At 62.5% G+C, this 16398-nt stretch carries 18 protein-coding genes and 1 pseudogene; 6 read left to right on the top strand and 13 right to left on the bottom strand.

What is annotated here, in order from left to right:
- The coding region (locus tag HMPREF0291_RS11115) for a sulfurtransferase TusA family protein (RefSeq protein ID WP_005291580.1) at window positions 1–511 on the top strand (511 nt) is incomplete at its 5' end.
- Window positions 512–591: 80 nt separating this feature from the next.
- On the opposite strand, the gene HMPREF0291_RS11110 is transcribed toward HMPREF0291_RS11115, so the two are convergent.
- Window positions 592–1287, bottom strand: a complete 696-nt coding sequence (locus tag HMPREF0291_RS11110; protein ID WP_005291578.1) for a resuscitation-promoting factor Rpf1 domain-containing protein — start codon at window positions 1285–1287, stop codon at window positions 592–594.
- Here HMPREF0291_RS11110 and HMPREF0291_RS11105 point away from each other — a divergent pair.
- Window positions 1264–1974, top strand: coding sequence for an IS6 family transposase (locus tag HMPREF0291_RS11105; RefSeq protein WP_005291576.1), 711 nt, complete (start codon window positions 1264–1266; stop codon window positions 1972–1974). The two genes, HMPREF0291_RS11110 and HMPREF0291_RS11105, sit on opposite strands and share 24 nt — an antisense overlap.
- Before the next feature lie 183 nt (window positions 1975–2157).
- Here HMPREF0291_RS11105 and HMPREF0291_RS11100 read toward each other — a convergent pair whose 3' ends face one another.
- Window positions 2158–2979, bottom strand: coding sequence for a pentapeptide repeat-containing protein (locus HMPREF0291_RS11100; protein ID WP_005291575.1), 822 nt, complete (start codon window positions 2977–2979; stop codon window positions 2158–2160).
- A complete protein-coding gene (locus HMPREF0291_RS11095; RefSeq protein ID WP_005291572.1) occupies window positions 2979–3404 on the bottom strand; it encodes an SMI1/KNR4 family protein in 426 nt (141 codons plus the stop codon). Before HMPREF0291_RS11095 ends, HMPREF0291_RS11100 begins: the two co-directional genes overlap by 1 nt.
- Before the next feature lie 275 nt (window positions 3405–3679).
- Here HMPREF0291_RS11095 and chrA point away from each other — a divergent pair, with 275 nt between their 5' ends.
- A complete protein-coding gene (gene chrA, locus HMPREF0291_RS11090) occupies window positions 3680–4834 on the top strand; it encodes a chromate efflux transporter (RefSeq protein ID WP_156774854.1) in 1155 nt (384 codons plus the stop codon).
- A gap of 23 nt (window positions 4835–4857) precedes the next feature.
- Window positions 4858–5874 (top strand): LLM class oxidoreductase, encoded by a 1017-nt coding sequence (locus tag HMPREF0291_RS11085; RefSeq protein ID WP_005291566.1) that lies wholly within the window; start codon window positions 4858–4860, stop codon window positions 5872–5874.
- Here HMPREF0291_RS11085 and HMPREF0291_RS11080 read toward each other — a convergent pair.
- The gene (locus HMPREF0291_RS11080; protein WP_040423819.1) at window positions 5871–7019 is read right to left on the bottom strand and encodes an aminotransferase class V-fold PLP-dependent enzyme; all 1149 of its coding nucleotides are present in this window, start codon (window positions 7017–7019) and stop codon (window positions 5871–5873) included. The genes HMPREF0291_RS11085 and HMPREF0291_RS11080 overlap by 4 nt on opposite strands.
- 65 nt (window positions 7020–7084) lie before the next feature.
- Here HMPREF0291_RS11080 and HMPREF0291_RS11075 point away from each other — a divergent pair, with 65 nt between their 5' ends.
- On the top strand, window positions 7085–7255 hold the full coding sequence (locus HMPREF0291_RS11075) for a hypothetical protein (protein WP_005291562.1): 171 nt from the start codon (window positions 7085–7087) through the stop codon (window positions 7253–7255).
- Here HMPREF0291_RS11075 and HMPREF0291_RS11070 read toward each other — a convergent pair.
- Complete coding sequence (locus tag HMPREF0291_RS11070; protein ID WP_005291560.1) at window positions 7252–8358, bottom strand: ThiF family adenylyltransferase; 1107 nt, start codon at window positions 8356–8358, stop codon at window positions 7252–7254. The two genes, HMPREF0291_RS11075 and HMPREF0291_RS11070, sit on opposite strands and share 4 nt — an antisense overlap.
- 18 nt (window positions 8359–8376) lie before the next feature.
- Here HMPREF0291_RS11070 and HMPREF0291_RS11065 point away from each other — a divergent pair.
- Window positions 8377–10019 (top strand): annotated as a pseudogene (locus HMPREF0291_RS11065) (BCCT family transporter).
- Here the strand turns inward: HMPREF0291_RS11065 and HMPREF0291_RS11060 are convergent.
- From HMPREF0291_RS11060 to HMPREF0291_RS11025, 8 genes are read right to left on the bottom strand one after another with little or no spacing between them, the layout of a single operon-like run.
- Window positions 10016–10939, bottom strand: a complete 924-nt coding sequence (locus HMPREF0291_RS11060; protein ID WP_005291555.1) for a cation diffusion facilitator family transporter — start codon at window positions 10937–10939, stop codon at window positions 10016–10018. The pseudogene HMPREF0291_RS11065 and the gene HMPREF0291_RS11060 overlap by 4 nt on opposite strands.
- A 5-nt stretch (window positions 10940–10944) precedes the next feature.
- Window positions 10945–11736 (bottom strand): thiazole synthase, encoded by a 792-nt coding sequence (locus HMPREF0291_RS11055; RefSeq protein ID WP_005291553.1) that lies wholly within the window; start codon window positions 11734–11736, stop codon window positions 10945–10947.
- Between the two features lie 2 nt (window positions 11737–11738).
- Window positions 11739–11939, bottom strand: coding sequence for a sulfur carrier protein ThiS (gene thiS / locus HMPREF0291_RS11050; protein WP_005291550.1), 201 nt, complete (start codon window positions 11937–11939; stop codon window positions 11739–11741).
- Window positions 11936–13024, bottom strand: coding sequence for a glycine oxidase ThiO (gene thiO, locus HMPREF0291_RS11045; protein WP_005291547.1), 1089 nt, complete (start codon window positions 13022–13024; stop codon window positions 11936–11938). The genes thiS and thiO overlap by 4 nt, the downstream gene beginning before the upstream one ends.
- A 32-nt stretch (window positions 13025–13056) precedes the next feature.
- On the bottom strand, window positions 13057–13656 hold the full coding sequence (locus tag HMPREF0291_RS11040) for a response regulator transcription factor (RefSeq protein ID WP_005291545.1): 600 nt from the start codon (window positions 13654–13656) through the stop codon (window positions 13057–13059).
- Window positions 13653–14687, bottom strand: coding sequence for a sensor histidine kinase (locus HMPREF0291_RS11400; RefSeq protein ID WP_005291543.1), 1035 nt, complete (start codon window positions 14685–14687; stop codon window positions 13653–13655). The genes HMPREF0291_RS11040 and HMPREF0291_RS11400 overlap by 4 nt, the downstream gene beginning before the upstream one ends.
- The gene (locus HMPREF0291_RS11030) at window positions 14684–15448 is read right to left on the bottom strand and encodes an ABC-2 transporter permease (protein ID WP_005291542.1); all 765 of its coding nucleotides are present in this window, start codon (window positions 15446–15448) and stop codon (window positions 14684–14686) included. Before HMPREF0291_RS11030 ends, HMPREF0291_RS11400 begins: the two co-directional genes overlap by 4 nt.
- Complete coding sequence (locus tag HMPREF0291_RS11025) at window positions 15445–16281, bottom strand: ABC transporter ATP-binding protein (RefSeq protein WP_005291540.1); 837 nt, start codon at window positions 16279–16281, stop codon at window positions 15445–15447. The genes HMPREF0291_RS11030 and HMPREF0291_RS11025 overlap by 4 nt, the downstream gene beginning before the upstream one ends.
- Window positions 16282–16398 lie beyond the last annotated feature (117 nt).

The raw sequence follows: 16398 nt of genomic DNA, 5'->3' as shown, positions 1-16398 counted from the left end.
AACGTCCCTGTTTAGCTACCAGGGCTGGGTCGCACTCATCTTCATTGCGGCTGGTGTCTATATCGGTGCGAAGATCTGGCTAAAGCCCAGCAAGGCGGGAGTGTCCCCCGAGGACGCTGGAGACCTGTACACCACCGATGAGTCTGTCCGTTCCAGTCACGATGCTGTTCACGACAGTCAAGAGGCCACCCCGGCTTTCAGCTTCCCGGTCGCTAACGGCGCATTGGCAGTGCAGACCAAGCCGAAGCAGGCCTGTAAGGCCCTCCCACTTGGCGGCGGTCGCTACAAACTGGACACTCTCGGCGCTGTGTGCCCATTCCCGCTCATCGAAGCGAAGGATGCGATCGCTGAGCTGGACAGCGGTGAGGCATTGGTGATCGATTTCGATTGCACGCAGGCTACAGAATCCATTCCCCAGTGGGCAGCCGACAACGGCCATTCCGTGAAGGACTTTGTGCAGAACCAGAATGCTGGCTGGCAGATCACAGTCGTTAAGGATGGCGCTTCCTAGGCTGAGTGCCGTCGCACAAAGGGCTTGATTCCGATCTCGTCGGAATCAAGCCCTTTGTGCTTGCTGTTTAGCTAGCGGCCTTAACGCGGCAGCCTAGCGTTGACGGCAGCGATGAAAGCCTGTGCATCGCCAGACAGGAGAGCGTCGATCAAGTCCTTGTTGGCCTGGTAGAACGCGTTGTAGTCGTTGCGGTTGGCCTTGTATGTTGCCTCAACCTGCGGCGGGACATTCAGGCCGCGGTTGTTCAGCTCGCGGGTGAGGGACTTGTAGAGCTTGTCCACCTCGAGCTCGTTGTTCTTCTTCGGCTGCGGAGCTGCGGCTGGCTTCGGTGCCGGAGCCGGCTTCGCTGCCGGTGCGGTGCGCGGGGTCGGGGCGGAGTTCAGGCCCAGCTTGCGGGAGCATGCCGGCCATGCGCCCCAGCCCTGGCTTGCGAGGGTGCGCTCCGCGACAGCAATCTGCTGCTCGCGGGTTGCCTGGTGTGCGTACGGTGCGAACTCGCCGCCGCCGTATGCGCGCCAGGTGGAAGCGGAGAACTGCAGACCGCCGTAGTAGCCGTTACCGGTGTTGATGTGCCAGTTGCCGCCAGCCTCGCACTGAGCCAGGCGGTCCCAGTCGGAGTCCGGAGCTGCGGAAGCGGTCGGCGCGACAAGTGCGGTGGTGGCGATGGCTGCGGTAGCGCCAGCCAGTGCCTTAGCGGAGGTGCTGTTGCAAAGTTGGGGCAGTAGAAAGACCGGCGTGAAATAATCAGAGCCATGGGCATCTTCTCCGGTCGGCATTTCCCCCGTGACATCATCCTGTGGGCGGTGCGGTGGTACTGCCGCTACGGCGTGAGCTACCGCGACCTCGAAGAAATGATGACCGAGCGGGGTGTGCCAGTCGATCACACCACGATCTACCGCTGGGTGCAGAAATACGCCCCTGAGCTGGATAAGCAAACTCGCTGGTACCGGCAGGTACCCGACTGGCAGGCCCGGTCCTGGCGGGTGGATGAGACCTATATCCGGGTCGGCGGCAGGTGGTGCTATCTCTACCGGGCTATTACCGCCGGTGGGCAGACCTTAGACTTCTACCTCTCACCAAAACGGAATGTGGCTGCGGCCAAGCGTTTCCTGGCCAAGACGCTGCGATCGAATACGACAGCCGGGTCCCCGCGGGTCATCAACACCGACAAGGCACCAGCTCTGGCCAAGGCAATATCCGAGCTGAAGGCGGAGGGAATCTGCCCTCAGACGGTGGAGCACCGTCAGGTGAAATACCTGAACAACGTTCTCGAGGGAGATCATGGCCGGTTGAAACGAATCCTGGGACCGAAGGGGACGTTCAAAAATCGGACGTCTGCCTACCGGACGTTGAAAGGGATGGAAGCGATGCATTCATTGCGGAAAGGCCAGGGCGCGATGTTTGCCTACGAGCAACCGAACCCGGATGCGGTGATCGTCAGCCGGGTGTTCGAGGCTGCCTGAGAACGCCGACCCGCAGCGAGCATCAGAGGATGAAGACTGGGTCGTCACGGCTCTCCGCCTGAAGTTTGCAACAGCACCATTGATTCTCAGGCGTCCGTGAAGGGTTTTCCCTTCAAACTCAATGCTCGATGATCCTGCCTCGCCGAACATCTGATTGAACGTAGCGGACATGAGCCGATCTCCTTATCGTGTGGGGCTCGACGGTGTCCAGCCGACCTCTGCGTAGAGTTCGGCGATCGGTTCGCGGATCCATTCTGGTTTCGTCGTGCCAGACAGTTCATCAATGTAGCGTGCTCCGCGTCGTTCGTCGTAACCGAGGCTTTCCAGGTCGGGACGACGAAGGTCGTACTTCGAGCGGAAGTTCGATGCGTCACCTTCAATGATGTTGAACAGCTGCTCTGCCGCTTTACGCTTGCGCGAGTCATCGTCGTCGAAGTAGGACAATGTGAGCCGGTGGAGCTCTTCAGCGGTCTGGATCCAGTTCTCGTCGACGAAGCTCTGGTCATGCTCGGACAGTTTGACGCGCTGCATCGGCACGCCAGTGAAGCTGACGTTCGCCAGGGTGCACTGGGACAGGTCGACCTCGTCCAGCTGCGTCTTGGTGTGATGCTCCATGAAGTTGACGTCTTCGAGGTGTCCGCTGATCGTGGTGTGCTCGACGATGTCGTAGAGGAATTTACCCTTGCACAGGACGACATCGGTCAGCGTGCTTCCACTGATCCGGTCGAACCAATCACCTTTCAGCGGGTGAACGGGGGAGATGACTGCGGTATCAATCAAGGCGATGTGTTCAACCGTTGATTTTTCGAACCGTGGTTGCTGAATGCGGCAGTTTTCAAACCGCACGGTTCTAAACGTGCAATTGTGGAAAGCCACGGCATTGAATGTGCAATTGCGGAACAGGGCACCATGGAACGTCACGGACTCAAACACGTGCTCGTCGAAAAGCATGTTGTCGACAGGCCCCGTGACCTTGTCGGGCAGTGCGTTTGCGGGATCGGCCATCAGATTTCCTCCGTGTAGGTGCGCATCCAGTCTGTCATTGTCGGGAATGGACCTTCGACATATTCCAGGTCCTCGAAGTGGAAGTGGCCAAATTCCGTGGAGCCGTCGTCCTTGAGGTGGTACAACGCGAATTCATCGAGGTCAAAGATTGCAACCGGGAACCATCTATCCGGGTCTTCTCCGAACATCTCCGCTGATTGGGTCAGTTGCTCATAGCCAGATTCAACGCTGAAAGGGCTATTTGGTGCGGAGGCCGGTGAAAGCCAGTCCACACCGGCGATGTGGACAACTCCGTGCTGTTCGAGGAAATTCCGGTATTCAGCGGGAACCCACCCCGGCATGCATGCCAGGCCCGTTTCGAAATCAGCTTCGGTGAATCTGCAAGGGACAATTTCTCCTAGGTGATCGTCGTTCGGTTCGCTCATCCGTTTACCCCTCCAGCTTGTCGGTCAGGCCAGCCTAGCTGGATGGGTGGGCCGTCGCTGTGCGAGCCGCGGCCCAGGTCCCGGGCGACAGCAAAACCGCAGGGACTCCGCAATGCGGAGTCAACGAAACGCCCCGCCCGGGCGACTAGCCAAAAGAGAAACTGTGGGTGAACTTATCGGGCCAGCTCAAAGCGGCTCTGGTAAGAAAGGGCATCGTGACAACCTCGACCGGCAAAACTGGAGCAGCAAACATTAGCCGAGGTTCGGCCTTTGACGTGTTCAGGATCTTCCTGCGCCTTGGCTGTACTTCGTTCGGCGGCCCGACGGCGCATTTGGGCTTCTTCCGCGACGAATTCGTCGAGCGCCGGAAGTGGTTCAGCGATAAGCAGTACGCGGACCTCGTAGCGCTGTGCCAGTTCCTTCCCGGTCCGGCATCTAGCCAGGTCGGCATGGCCATTGGTCTGCAGCGCGCCGGATATATGGGGATGTTCGCGGCGTGGTTCGCATTCACTATGCCGTCGGTCGTGCTCATGGTGGCGTTCGCTGCCGGGGTGGCATACCTCGGCGACATCAGCGACGCCGGTTGGCTCATCGGTTTGAAGGCAGCTGCTGTGGCCGTCGTCGCCCAGGCGGTCCACGGCATGGCGCAGAACTTAATCACCGACAAGATCCGTGCGGCCATCGCGGTGGCGGCGCTCGTCGTCGTGCTGCTCGTTCCGCATCCGCTGGTGCAGGTGCTCGCGATTGCGGTGGGCATCGTTGCGGGTCTGGCTTTTCTGAAGGGGGAGGGCCGTGAGGAGGAGCCGTCGGCAAGCGAAGGGAGCGGCTCGGGCACAGTCGGCATTGTCTGCCTCGTGCTCTTCGTGGTGCTGTTGCTCGCTCTGCCGGCGATCGCACGCGCTGTCGGCGGAACCGGCATGGGGATCTTCGAATCCTTCTACCGCGCCGGCGCGCTCGTCTTCGGAGGCGGACACGTGGTGCTGCCGCTGCTGGAATCGGTGACGGTGCCTGACATGGTCAGCCATGACACGTTCCTCGCCGGCTACGGCGCAGCGCAGGCAATGCCTGGTCCGCTGTTCACGTTCGCATCGTTCCTCGGGGCCAGCGCGGACGGCATGCACTGGCTTGTGGGCGCGGCCATTGCCACCATCGCGATCTTCCTACCCGCTGCGCTGCTGGTGCTCGGCGCGATGCCGTTCTGGGAACGCATCCGCCAGATGCCACGAGCAGGCAGTGCGCTCGCCGGAGCGAACGCAGCAGTGGTCGGCATCCTGGGCGCGGCCCTGTACACACCGGTGTTCACCGCGGGCATCACGGGCGTGGTGACGATGTCCGTCGCCGTCGTCTGCTTTGCGGCTCTGACGTCGTGGAAGGTTCCGCCGTGGGCAGTAGTCATCGGCGCCGCCCTCGTTGGCGCGGTCGTGCTTTAACACACTCCCGCTAGGCTGGGCGCATGGACCACGAACAGTCGCTTCTTGACCTCTCCACCTCTCCGTACTGGGAGCTCCCCGGCTTCCAACGGACGTTCCGGCCCGGCGAGCTCACAGTGGGCCTATCGCTGCCGATTGAAGAGAACGCCGAGGCCAACCCCACTGACAGCCTGGATAACCAGCTGCGTCTTGTGCAGAAAGCGCAGGACGGTGGGATCGCAGCCGTGTGGGTGCGCGATATCCCGCTGCGGGTGGAGACCTTCGGTGACGTCGGCCAGGTCTATGACCCGTGGATGTATCTGAGTTACCTAGCCGCGCGCACGTCCATCATCGCGCTGGGTACGGCGGCGATTGTGGTGCCCTTCCAGCATCCGCTTTTGCTGGCCAAGCGCGCGGCCACGATTGACCGGCTGTCCGGCGGGCGTTTCCTCATGGGCGTGGCCACGGGGGACAGGCCCGAAGAGTTCCCGGCGTTCGGCATGGATAAAGGCATACGCGCGGAGGTCTTCCGCGAGCATGTGCATGCTTATCGACGCGCCACCACCACCTCCCACAAACCCCTCCGCTGGGAAGTTGCCGGGCAGGGCTTCAAGATGGGGGGATCGGATGTGGTGCCCAAGCCATCTGCGCGTGAGGTGCCGTTGCTGGCCACCGGCTCATGCCAGCAGACGCTCCAGTGGCGTGCAGAGCACACCCACGGCTGGTTCATGTACCACAAGGGCCTCGACGTGCAGCGGGTGAACGTGGCGAACTGGAATGCCGCAGTCGCCGAGTGGGCCGCGCGCGAGGGCGCCGAAGGGGCAGCAGCGTTCAAGCCGTTCGCCGAGTCGCTGTGGCTCGACCTGTCCACCAACCCCGATGAGCCGGCTAGCGGCGGCACGTTCGGGTACCGGTTAGGGCGCAATGTGTTGATCCAACTGCTGAAGTCACAGCGCAGCATGGGCATCCACCACGTATCGGTGAACTTCCGCACTTCCACGCGGCCGGCAGAGGAGCAGATCGACGAGCTCATCGAGCACGTTGTGCCTGCGCTGCGCTAGGACAGCACCTGCTTGAGCGCGTCCTCGAAGCGCTCCACGGCGCGGTCGACATCGCCCCACTTGTCCAGGCCGAACAGGCCGATGCGGAAGGTGGAGAAGTCTTCAGCTTCACCAATCTGGAGCGGGACGCCAGCGGCGATCTGCAGACCGGCCTGCTTGAAGGCGGAGCCGTTCTGCTGCTCGGGGGCCGTAGCGTGCATGACCACGATGGAGGAAGCCTCAAAACCTTCGGCGGCGACGGAGCGGAAGCCAGCGTCTGCCAGCACGCCACGGATGCGGCTGCCCAGCTCGACCTGGCGCTCGGTGAGCTGCTCCAGGCCGGTCTCTTGCGCTTCCTTCATCACCTCGAGGTTGTGCTCGATGGTGTCCGTCGGCATCGTCGCGTGGTAGGCAGCGGAACCGCCCACGTACCCCTCAGAAATGGCGGTCCACTTGGCCAGGTCCATGGCGAAAGAGTCGGAGGTGGTGTTGTCCAGCTCGGCTCGGGCAGCTTCAGAGAACATGACGTAACCGGTGGCCGGGGAGCCAGACCAGCCCTTCTGCGGGGCGGTGAGCAAGATGTCCACTCCAGTTGCTGCCATGTCGATCCATTTCGCGCCGGAGGCGACGCAGTCAAGAATCATCAGGCCGCCGGCGTCGTGGGCGGCGCGGGCCAGCTCGGTGATGTAGTCGTCCGGCAGTTCAAGACCGGCTGCGGTTTCCACGTGCGCGGCGATGACGAAGGATGGGCGCTCCTCACGAATGCGGGCGACGGCATTCTCAATTGCCGGCGGGGTGTAGGAGGGGCGTGCCTCCTCGGTGGTCGGCTCGGCGCCCAGCACGATTGTCTCGTCGGCGAGCGAACCCATCTCGAAGATCTGGGACCAGCGGTAGGAGAACTGGCCGGTCCGGATGACCAGTGCCTTCTTGCCGCGCACGAACTGGCGGGCGACAGATTCCATAGCGAAGGTTCCGCCGCCGGGGATCACAGCCATGCTGGAGGCGTTGTAGGTGGAGCGCAGAATCTCCTGCAGCTCTTGCATGACGCCGATGAAGCGGGCGGACATGTGGTTGAGAGACCGGTCGCTGAACACGGCCGAGTATTCAAGAAGACCGCCGGGGTCGACGTCGTGGCGGGGGAGCTGGTTGCACGCGGAATCAGTCATGCCCACAACGCTAGCACCAGCAATGCCCTACCATGGGGCCCATTAATAATTAAGGAGAATCAATTATGAACTGGGTCGTCGCTATTGCCGGAGCTGTCATTGGTGCCTTGCTGACGGGGTGGATCCTGTCGATGCTGGGCGTCAGCGGCATCCTTTACACCATCCTCGTCCTGATCGGCTCCGCCTGCGTTTCCTCGCTAGCGGGCACTCTGTACCACCGCAGCAAGATGCGCTAGAGCGCGTTCACACCGCCCGGCAGGTTGACTAGCCGGATGTCGCGCTGGTCTGCCAATGGCTGGAACGTGTCGACGAACCATTGGGACCGCACGCCGGACGCGCAGTAGACAACGACTTCGGAGTGCTCCGGGAGATCGTCGATAAGCTCTGCGGCCATGTTCGGGTGGAGTTCGATGTCGGACGTGGGCAACAAGTGCCCGGGCACCGGCAGGTCTTTAATGGCTTTCTCGTGCGGTTCGCGCACATCGAGCGCGATCGCCTCACCGCGCTCAAGCTTATCGACGAGTGGACCCGCCCCCTCCGGCACCGTGCACACCTCGCCATAATCTGGAGCTACCTTGGTGACCAGCGGTCGGCCTGGATCCCGCGTGACAGTGAACTGGCGGATGGACGCGGTCAGAGCGTCATAAATGTGCAGCTTGCCGGGTGTGGAGTCGCCGATGCCGGTGAGGAACTTCACCACCTCAGTGGACATGAGTCCGCCGACCACCGACGTAGTCACACCGAGCACACCCGCCGTCGCGCAATCCGGCACGGAGTCCGCGTCTGGTTGTTCGGGGTAGAGGTCACGCATGCCAGCTCCGGTCTCAGGTGCACCGGGGCCGGTCCACCACAACGCCACATCGCCGCGGTAACGCAGCACCGAGCCCCACACCAGGGGAGTGCCGGTGATCTCGGCGGCGTCGGCGGCGAGGAACTTGGTGGAGAAGGTGTCGGAGCCCTCGATCAGCACATCGACCCCGTCGAGGAGATCCGTCGCGTTCGACGCATCCAGCCGGCCCTCGATCGTGTCAACGCGGATGCCTGGTTGCAGTTCCCGGAGGCGTTCTGCTGCCACCTCGATCTTCTTCCGCCCAACGTCGGAGGCCCCGAAGAGGATCTGGCGGTGGATGTTGGTCAAGTCGACCATGTCATCGTCGATAAGCGAAATGTGCCCGACGCCTGTCGCCGCAAGCGTCTGCATGATCGGGCACCCCAAGCCACCTGCGCCGATGACGAACACATGGGCGCGCTGAAGCGCTTCTTGCTGCTCAGGCCCGAAGCCGGGCAGGTTCATCTGCCGGGCAGTACGGCGAAGCTCATTCTCGTGTAGATCGCTCATAACCTAAACCTAATCACCATGTCCAAATTACGCTCGGACCCGCTGATCTTCTTCTCCGCGGCCGGATTCATCACAGTCTTCGTCGCCGCCACGATTGGATTCGGCGACTCTGCTAGAGAACTCTACTCCCACGTCTCCGCTTGGATGATGGACCACTTCTCGTGGCTCTACATCGGCGGAGTCTCTGCGGTGTTCCTGTTCCGCATCGTCATTTCCGTCTCCCGCTACGGAAATTTCCGTCTCGGTGATGACGACGACGAGCCAGAGTACTCGCTGCCCGTCTGGTTCTCCATGCTCTTCGCAGCCGGCATGGGCGCGACCCTGATGTTCTGGGGTGCCGCAGAACCGCTGCACCACGCATTCAACCCGCCACGCGGCGGAATGGAGTCCATGAGCGATTCCGCTGTGCGCCAGGCATTCGAGTTCACCTACTACCACTTTGGCATCCACATGTGGGTGATCTTCACCCTGCCGGGGCTGGCCATGGGCTACTTCGTGTACAAGCGCAAGATGCCCGCCCGCTACTCGTCGATTTTCTCGCCGCTTCTGGGCAAGCGCGTTTACAAGTGGCCGCATCGATTTCTGTGGCGACGGGTCTGGACAAGGGCGTGAAGATTCTGTCCAACCTCAACATCGTCGGCTCTGTGATTCTGCTGGTGTTCCTGGTCTTGGCAGGACCGACGCTGAAGATTGTCCAGCACCTGACCGAGTCCTTCGGCATCTACGCGTCCTCTCTGCCGGAACTGATGTTCTGGGTCGATGCTAACAACGAGAACCCCGGCTGGCACGCCACCTGGACCGCGTTCTACTGGGCGTGGACGATTTGTTGGTCGCCGTTCGTGGGCATGTTCTTCGCCCGCATTTCCCGCGGCCGCACCGTGCGCCAGTTCATCGCCGGTACCATCCTTGCGCCGACCATTTTCGACATTGTCTGGTTCGCCGCTTTCGGCCGCACCGCCATCGAGGTGGAGCGCAACGACCCGGGTGTTCTCACCGAGCCTGTCGTGGAGAACGGCGACACCCCGCAGGCACTGTTCACGCTTCTGGCGCAGTACCCGCTGTACATGGTCACCGGCACGATCGCGCTGGCCGTGATCGTGTTCTACTTTGTCACCTCGATCGACTCCTCGGCCCTGGTGATGGACACCTTCGCCACTGGCGAAGAGGAAGCGACGCCGTGGTACTACCGCGTTGCGTGGGCGATCTCTGTCGGCGTCGTCACGGCCGCGCTGCTGTTCATTAACGATTCCGGTATCCAGGCGCTGCAGGAAGTGGTGATCATCATCGCCCTGCCGTTCTTCTTCGTGTACTTCATCATGATGTTCGCCCTGGTCAAGGCGATGGATGATGACGCTGCTGCGGACCGTAAGTTCCGTTCCCGCCAGTGGGAGAAGACGGACACCCCGGAGAAGTACGAGGAAGCTGAAGCGAAGCCCGCGCCGGGCTATGACGAAGAGGGCAATGAGATCGACCGCCCTGAGCTCGAATACGACTACGACAACGAGACGTGGCGTCTCACCGAGACCCTCGTCATCGAAGGCGAGGCCGAGACCGAAGACGGCGATGAAGAGGTCGTCGAGGTTGAAGTTCCTGAGGGCACCCCAGTGGAGATCGACACCGTCGAGCCAGCAGGGGCCACGAAGGTCGAGGGCGAGCGCTAGTCAGCGCTCACCGGGGGGATTTGGGGCGTCATCGGCCCGACGGTGGTCGGGTGGCCCAACGGCTCAACGTGAATGATCGTTTCGGCCCCGCCCAGGGCTGCGGCAATGCCTTCTTCGACAGCGTCAGCGTGGTCGTGGGACTTATCCACGGTCCACTGACCCGGCACCTGCATCACCAGGTCAACGAAGCGCTGACGGCCTGCGGCTGTCGTGCGCACGGAGGTGAACTCGACGCCGTGAGCAGCGGAGTAGTCAGCGAGGAAGGACTTCACAGTGGCGACCTCATCCTCCGGCAGCGTCTCCGCCAGCAGACCCAGGATGGCCCCGCGCAGCAGGGAGTAACCGGTGAACAGGATGTTCGCACCTACCAGCAGCGCGACGATCGGGTCGAGGATCTCCCAACCTGTCAGCCACACCAATGCCATGCCCACGATGACGCCGACGGTGGTCCACACGTCGGTGATCAGGTGACGCCCGTCCGCGTCGAGGGTGGTGGAGCGGTACTTCTTGCCGGCGCGGATGAGCACAATGCCCACACCGGCGTTGATGGCGGTGGCCACGATGGAGAACACCAAGCCGATGCCGAGCTGTTCCAGCGGCTGCGGGTTGATGATGCGCCCCACTGCGGTGATGATGATCACCACCGACGCCACCAGGATGAGGAAGCCTTCCACCTGCGCGGCGAAGTATTCGGCGCGGGCGTGGCCGAAGTTGTGGTTGTCGTCTGCCGGCTTCGCGGCCAGCTTGATTGCCCACAATCCGACGCTCGCGGCGACGAGATTGATGGTCGATTCGATCGCGTCCGATAAGAAACCGACCGACCCGGTCACCCAGGCCGCGACGAGTTTCAGGCCGATGACTAAGACCGATGCGGCAATGGACAGCCACATGAACCGTTCCAGCAGTTTCTGCTCGTCCATGGGATCTACAGCACCTGGTCTGCCCAGCTTGCTAGCCCTTCAAAGCTTGACGACGCCACCGCGTGCTCCCGTTTCGGAATCCGCCCCGCCCCGCGCGCAGCCGAACCGGCCTCGACTGCAAGACGCATCGCCCGCGCCATCGCTTCGGGGTCTTGGCACCGGTTGATGGCGCTGGCGAGCAGCACGCCCGAGCAGCCGAGTTCCATGGCCAGGGCGGCGTCCGAGGCGGTGCCAACTCCAGCGTCGACAAGCACGGGAACCTCGGCCCGCGAGCAAATGAGCTCGATGTTGTGCGGGTTGAGAATGCCCAAGCCCGTGCCAATGGGCGAACCCAGCGGCATCACGGCCGCCGCACCGATGTCCTCGAGCTTCTTCGCGGCCACCGGGTCATCAGAGCTGTAAGCGAGGACGGTGAAGCCTTCATCGATGAGCATCTCGCACGCGTCGACGGTCTCCACGACGTCGGGCAGTAGCGTGCGGTCGTCCGCAATGACCTCGAGCTTCACCCAGTCGGTACCCAGCGCCTCACGCGCGAGCTTCGCGGTGATGACCGCGTCGCGGGCGGTGCGGCACCCAGCAGTGTTGGGCAGGGGAGCGATGCCAAGACGCTCGAGCAGGTCGAAGACGCTTTCACCCTGCTCGCCGTCGTTCTTCTGGGCAGCAAAGCGGCGCATCGCGACTGTCGTCAGCTCTGTGCCCGATGCGACAAGCGCACGCTCGAGCATGTCCTGCGAGGTCGCCCCGCCAGTGCCCATGATCAGGTGCGAGTCGAACTGCTTGCCGGCGATCTCGAGCACGCCTAGCCTCCTTGGACAGCGGTGAGGATGTCCACGTGGGCGCCGTCCTCAAGCACGCGGGTGGCCCACTCCGACTGCGGCACAACATCGCCGTTGATGGCGACAGCGGTGCCCTTGGGCACCTCGCCCAGGCGCTCTTCCAGCAACTTCTGAACGTCGGTGGTGTCGGTGGTGACGTTTTCATCGTTCACGATCAGATTCATTCTTGCCTCCTGTGACGCATTGGATCGCAGGCTTTCAAGTCTACGGACGGCTCCTGCTTTTCGACGAGCTCAGCCCCGCACCGAGCCCCCACTGCCGCGAGCAAGATACCGTGCCGGAAATACCCTGTGGACACGACCACTCGGTCACTGACTCTGCCGAGGTAGGGCAGGTCGTCGGGGGAGCCCGGCCGGGCACCGGCATGGGTTTCCACGATGTCGCAGTCTTCGATGGCGGGCAGGATCTCAATCCCGTCACGCAGCAATTGGAACACGCCTCCGGCCTGCGGGTCGGGGCGGTTGTCTTCCCGGGTGGTCGCACCGAGGGTCAGCCCGTCGCCGTCGCGCGGAATGACATAGATGGGCCGGTCCTCGACGAAGCCGCGGATCACCCGGTCCGCCAACGGGCGCTGGTGCTCCGGCACGCGCAGCTCCACCATGTCGCCGTAGACGGGGCGCAACTTGAGCGGGTTCTCGCCCTCGAACCAGCCGGTGGTCTCTCGAGCGCCGAGGCCGTTGGCCAACACAATCTGGTCCGCATCGAGTTCATCGACGTCATGGATCGCTTCGTGGATGAAGGTGACGTTTGCGTTGCGGCAGGCGTCGATAAGCGCCTCTGCGAACAGCCGCGGCCGAACCTGGTGGTCACCGGGGATGTGCACGGCACCGGCAATAGCGGGATGGAGCGCGGGCTCGAGCGTGCGGGCCTCGCGGGTGGTCACGCGCTCGGTAGTCATGCCGTGCAGTTCCTGGTATTCCTGCAGCTCCTCAAGGTGCGTCTTGTCCGCGCGATCCTTGGCCACGATGATTGTCCCGTCGGTCCGGTAACCGGTGGGCTTATCTGTGTGCTTCGCGGTGAGATTGATGAGCTCGGGGTACCACTGTCCAGCCGCAATCATGAGCGGAAAGAGCGGGTCCTGCTTGTACACGACCTCTGCGGCGGGGGCGAGCATGCCGCCCGCGTGCCACGTCGCGCCGCTGACCGGATCAGGGTCATAGACAGTGACGCTGTGGCCGCGGTCCGCTAGCGTCAGAGCGGTGGACAGGCCAATGATGCCTGCCCCAACGACTGCAATATTCCCTGCCATATTGCCATCCAGCCTACGCCTTTCTCAGGACTTCAGAGCCAGCCATTGTCGTTGCAGGTGCGTGCGGCAGCGTAGCGGTTGGGCGCGCCGGTCTTGGTCATGATGGCCGAGATGTGGTTGCGCACCGTCCCAGTTGAGAGGTTCAGCCGTGCTGCGATCTGCTTGATCTCCGCGCCGGTGAGGGCTTCGCGGGCCACCTCGACCTCCCGGGCAGTCAGTGGCGACGGTGGGGTGAACAGGGATTCTTCCGCAACCTGCGGGTCGACCACCCGCATGCCAGCGTGAGCGCGCCGTACTGCGTCGGCGAGCTGATCCGGGGGAGTGTCCTTGACGATGAACCCCGCGGCCCCAGCCTCCAGGGCTGTGCGCAGGTATCCGGGCCGGCCGAACGTGGTGACAATGACTACCTTGCACGGCGACCCTGCCAAGTCAGCGGCGAGTTCCAACCCGGTCCGGCCGGGCATTTCAATGTCGAGCAACGCCACATCTACGTTATGCTCCCGCACAGCGTCGACGACACCGTCACCGGTCCGGCAGGTGGCTACGACCTCAATATCCTTCTCCAGGTTGAGCAAGGCCGATAGCGCGCCCACGAGCAACCCTTGGTCGTCGGCGATGAGCACGCGAATCATGCTGTCACCTCCAGCCGCGTTCCGGAATCGGTGGGTGGAACCACGAGTGAACCGCCCGCAGCGCTCACCCTGTCGGCGATGCTCCCCAGACGCGTGCCCGGCGGCAAGCCGATGCCATTATCGGCCACGACCAGCCTGTGCGGAGTTACGTCGATCTCGCACTCCGTCGCCTGGGAGTGCCGAATCACGTTGGTCACCGCCTCTCGCAGCACCCATCCGAACAGTGACGAGTCGGTGGCGCCGTGAACGTTGATCCGCGGCTCGATTCCAGCCGCCGCCAGTGCCGAGCTCGCCGCTTCCACCTCGGCGGTCAACGACGGCGTGTGGGTTGTCCGCACAGCACGCCGGACGTCCTCAAGTGATTGGCGGGACAGCTCCACGATCTCATCCAGCTCCTTCGCCGCTTCTTGCTTGTCGACGTCCACCAGCCTGCGCGCCAGCGACGTCTTCACATTGATCACGGTCAGCGAATGACCCAATAGATCGTGCACGTCCCGGTAAATCGACTCGCGTTGTCGCGCCAGCTCGAGCTCAGCGGCGAGGTGGACGCGCTCGTCGCTAAGCCTGGTCGCGCTGACCTGCGTTCCTACCGTCACCGCGATGAGCACGGACGCGCCGAAGAAAATCCACGCCGTCAGGTTTCCCGTGAGGAATACGAAGACACCGAACACCGAAATGATGGCGAGATCCACGATCGTGTGCATGCGCACTGGCATGAGTGATCCGGTCACGGCCGTGATGTAGGGGAGCATTGTGGCCCCCCACACCCCCATGATGGCGGTCACCCCGATCATGGGGATCAGGAGGGCGATCACCCACAACGCCGCGTTGACAGTGTCCTTACTGTGCACACGGATCGTGTGCGCGCACAGGTACACCGCGCCGAAGACCACGATCAATCCGGCACCGGCTACGTACTGCCAGGTGGGGAGCTCCATGGTGAACAAGCCGGCGAGCGGGCTGACCAAGAGGATCAGCCAGATGCCGGCCTCAACGAGGTGGTAGTGGCCACCGTTCGTTTTCTGGGTCACGCACGCCCTTTCTCGCGGCTATCCAAGGCCAGACTGATCACAGCGAAAATGACTGTCCAGGCAATGATACTGAGCACGGGTTGCCACAGGGGGTCGGTGACTTGGAAGGGTTCGTCCTGGATCAGCTGGAGCCCTTCGGCCACAGGCCACCGCGACAGCATGGTGGCGCCGTACATCGGGGTGAACCGGGAGAAGTCGATCAAGTTGCTCGTCAGCGGGAACAGGGTGTTTCCAGCGAAGGCCAACAGAGTGACTGAGGTGGCAGCAATCGAGACTGCCGTGAGGGACTTCAGCGATTGCGCCCAGACCAAACCGTAGAAGCCGAAAGGCAAGGACACGCCGACGGTGATGAGGAAACTCCAGAACCATGCGCTGGCGTCCATCTTGGCGTCGACCAATGCGCCGGTGAGGAACACCGCAGCTACGGGCAGCACGACGTTGACGATGATGACGAGCAATCTCGCGACCGCAATCTGCATGTTCGTCAGGGGAGTCAGCGCTAGCTGCCGCCCCCATCCGCTGTTGTGCTCCACGACCACCAGGGACGATTGGGAAACAGCTCCCGAAATTCCCGCGTAGAGGGCCATGCCGAGCATGACGAAGGCGGCGACGTTGCCGTTGCCCAGTTCATCGTCTGAATACTGCTGGGCAGCACCGAAAATGAGGTAGAGAATCACCGGAAGAACGATGTTGAAGAACAGCGAAGAGGCATCGGATTTGAGGCGTTTGAGGTTGTGCAGCGCGAACTTCAGGGTGGTCATGGTTGCTCCTCGCTTTCTGGGTCATCTGAGGTGAGTGCGATGAAGGAGTCCTCTAGGGATGTTCTAGTGACGGTCAGGTCGTGAGCATCGGTCTCGGTGAGTAGTTTCCGGGCGTAGGAGTCGGAGTCCTGGGTGGTGACGTCGATAAGCCCCTGCGATGACTGCGCTGTGACCCGTTTCTTGTCTGCGCCGGCGGTGAGACTGTCTGTCGGGCCGTCCGCGATGAGCTCGCCGCGATCGAGCACGATGATGCGCTCCGCGAGGTTTTCAGCTTCCTCGAGGTAGTGCGTGGAGAAGATGATGGTGCGTCCAGAGTGGGCCTGGGCGCGCATCGTGTCCCAGAACTCGTGGCGGCTGGTGGCGTCCATCCCGGTGGTTGGTTCGTCGAGGATGAGAATGTCCGGCTTGCCCAGCAACGCAATGGCGAAGCGGACCCGCTGCTGTTCGCCGCCAGAGCATTTGCCCACCCGGCGGTTCTGAATCTTGGTGAGATTCGCCTGCTCGATCGCGGCCTCCACGCCGATGGAATCGCGGTGCGTGGAGTTGATCATGGCCAGGGTGTCTTTGACGGTGACAGTGTCGAGGAGACCGCCGGTCTGCATCACCGCACCGATGCGTGCGTCCCGGATCGCCTGCGCCGGGGTCATGTCGGCCACGCGTACTGTGCCGCTCGTCGGCTTGGTCAATCCGAGAATGAGGTCCACCAGGGTGGTTTTGCCTGCTCCGTTGCGCCCAAGCAGGCCGACGATTTCACCGCGGCCAATGCTCAGGCTGACATCTTCAACGGCTTTCACCGATCCGAAATGCTTGCTCACGTTCTGTGTTTCGATCATGCTTCACATTTCACTGCGCGCCGGGGAGCCGAACGTAGTCCTGCTGTCACGATCTCGGCGTGACAGTTGTCATGGGTGTTAGCCTGGGGTCAAGATTGCGAGCCGATCGATAAGGAG

It is taken from the genome of Corynebacterium genitalium ATCC 33030 (assembly GCF_000143825.1).
GTDB classification, from domain to species: Bacteria; Actinomycetota; Actinomycetes; order Mycobacteriales; family Mycobacteriaceae; genus Corynebacterium; species Corynebacterium genitalium.
Note: the sequence above shows the minus strand (reverse complement) of the source record. Positions and strands in the feature narration are given on the sequence as shown.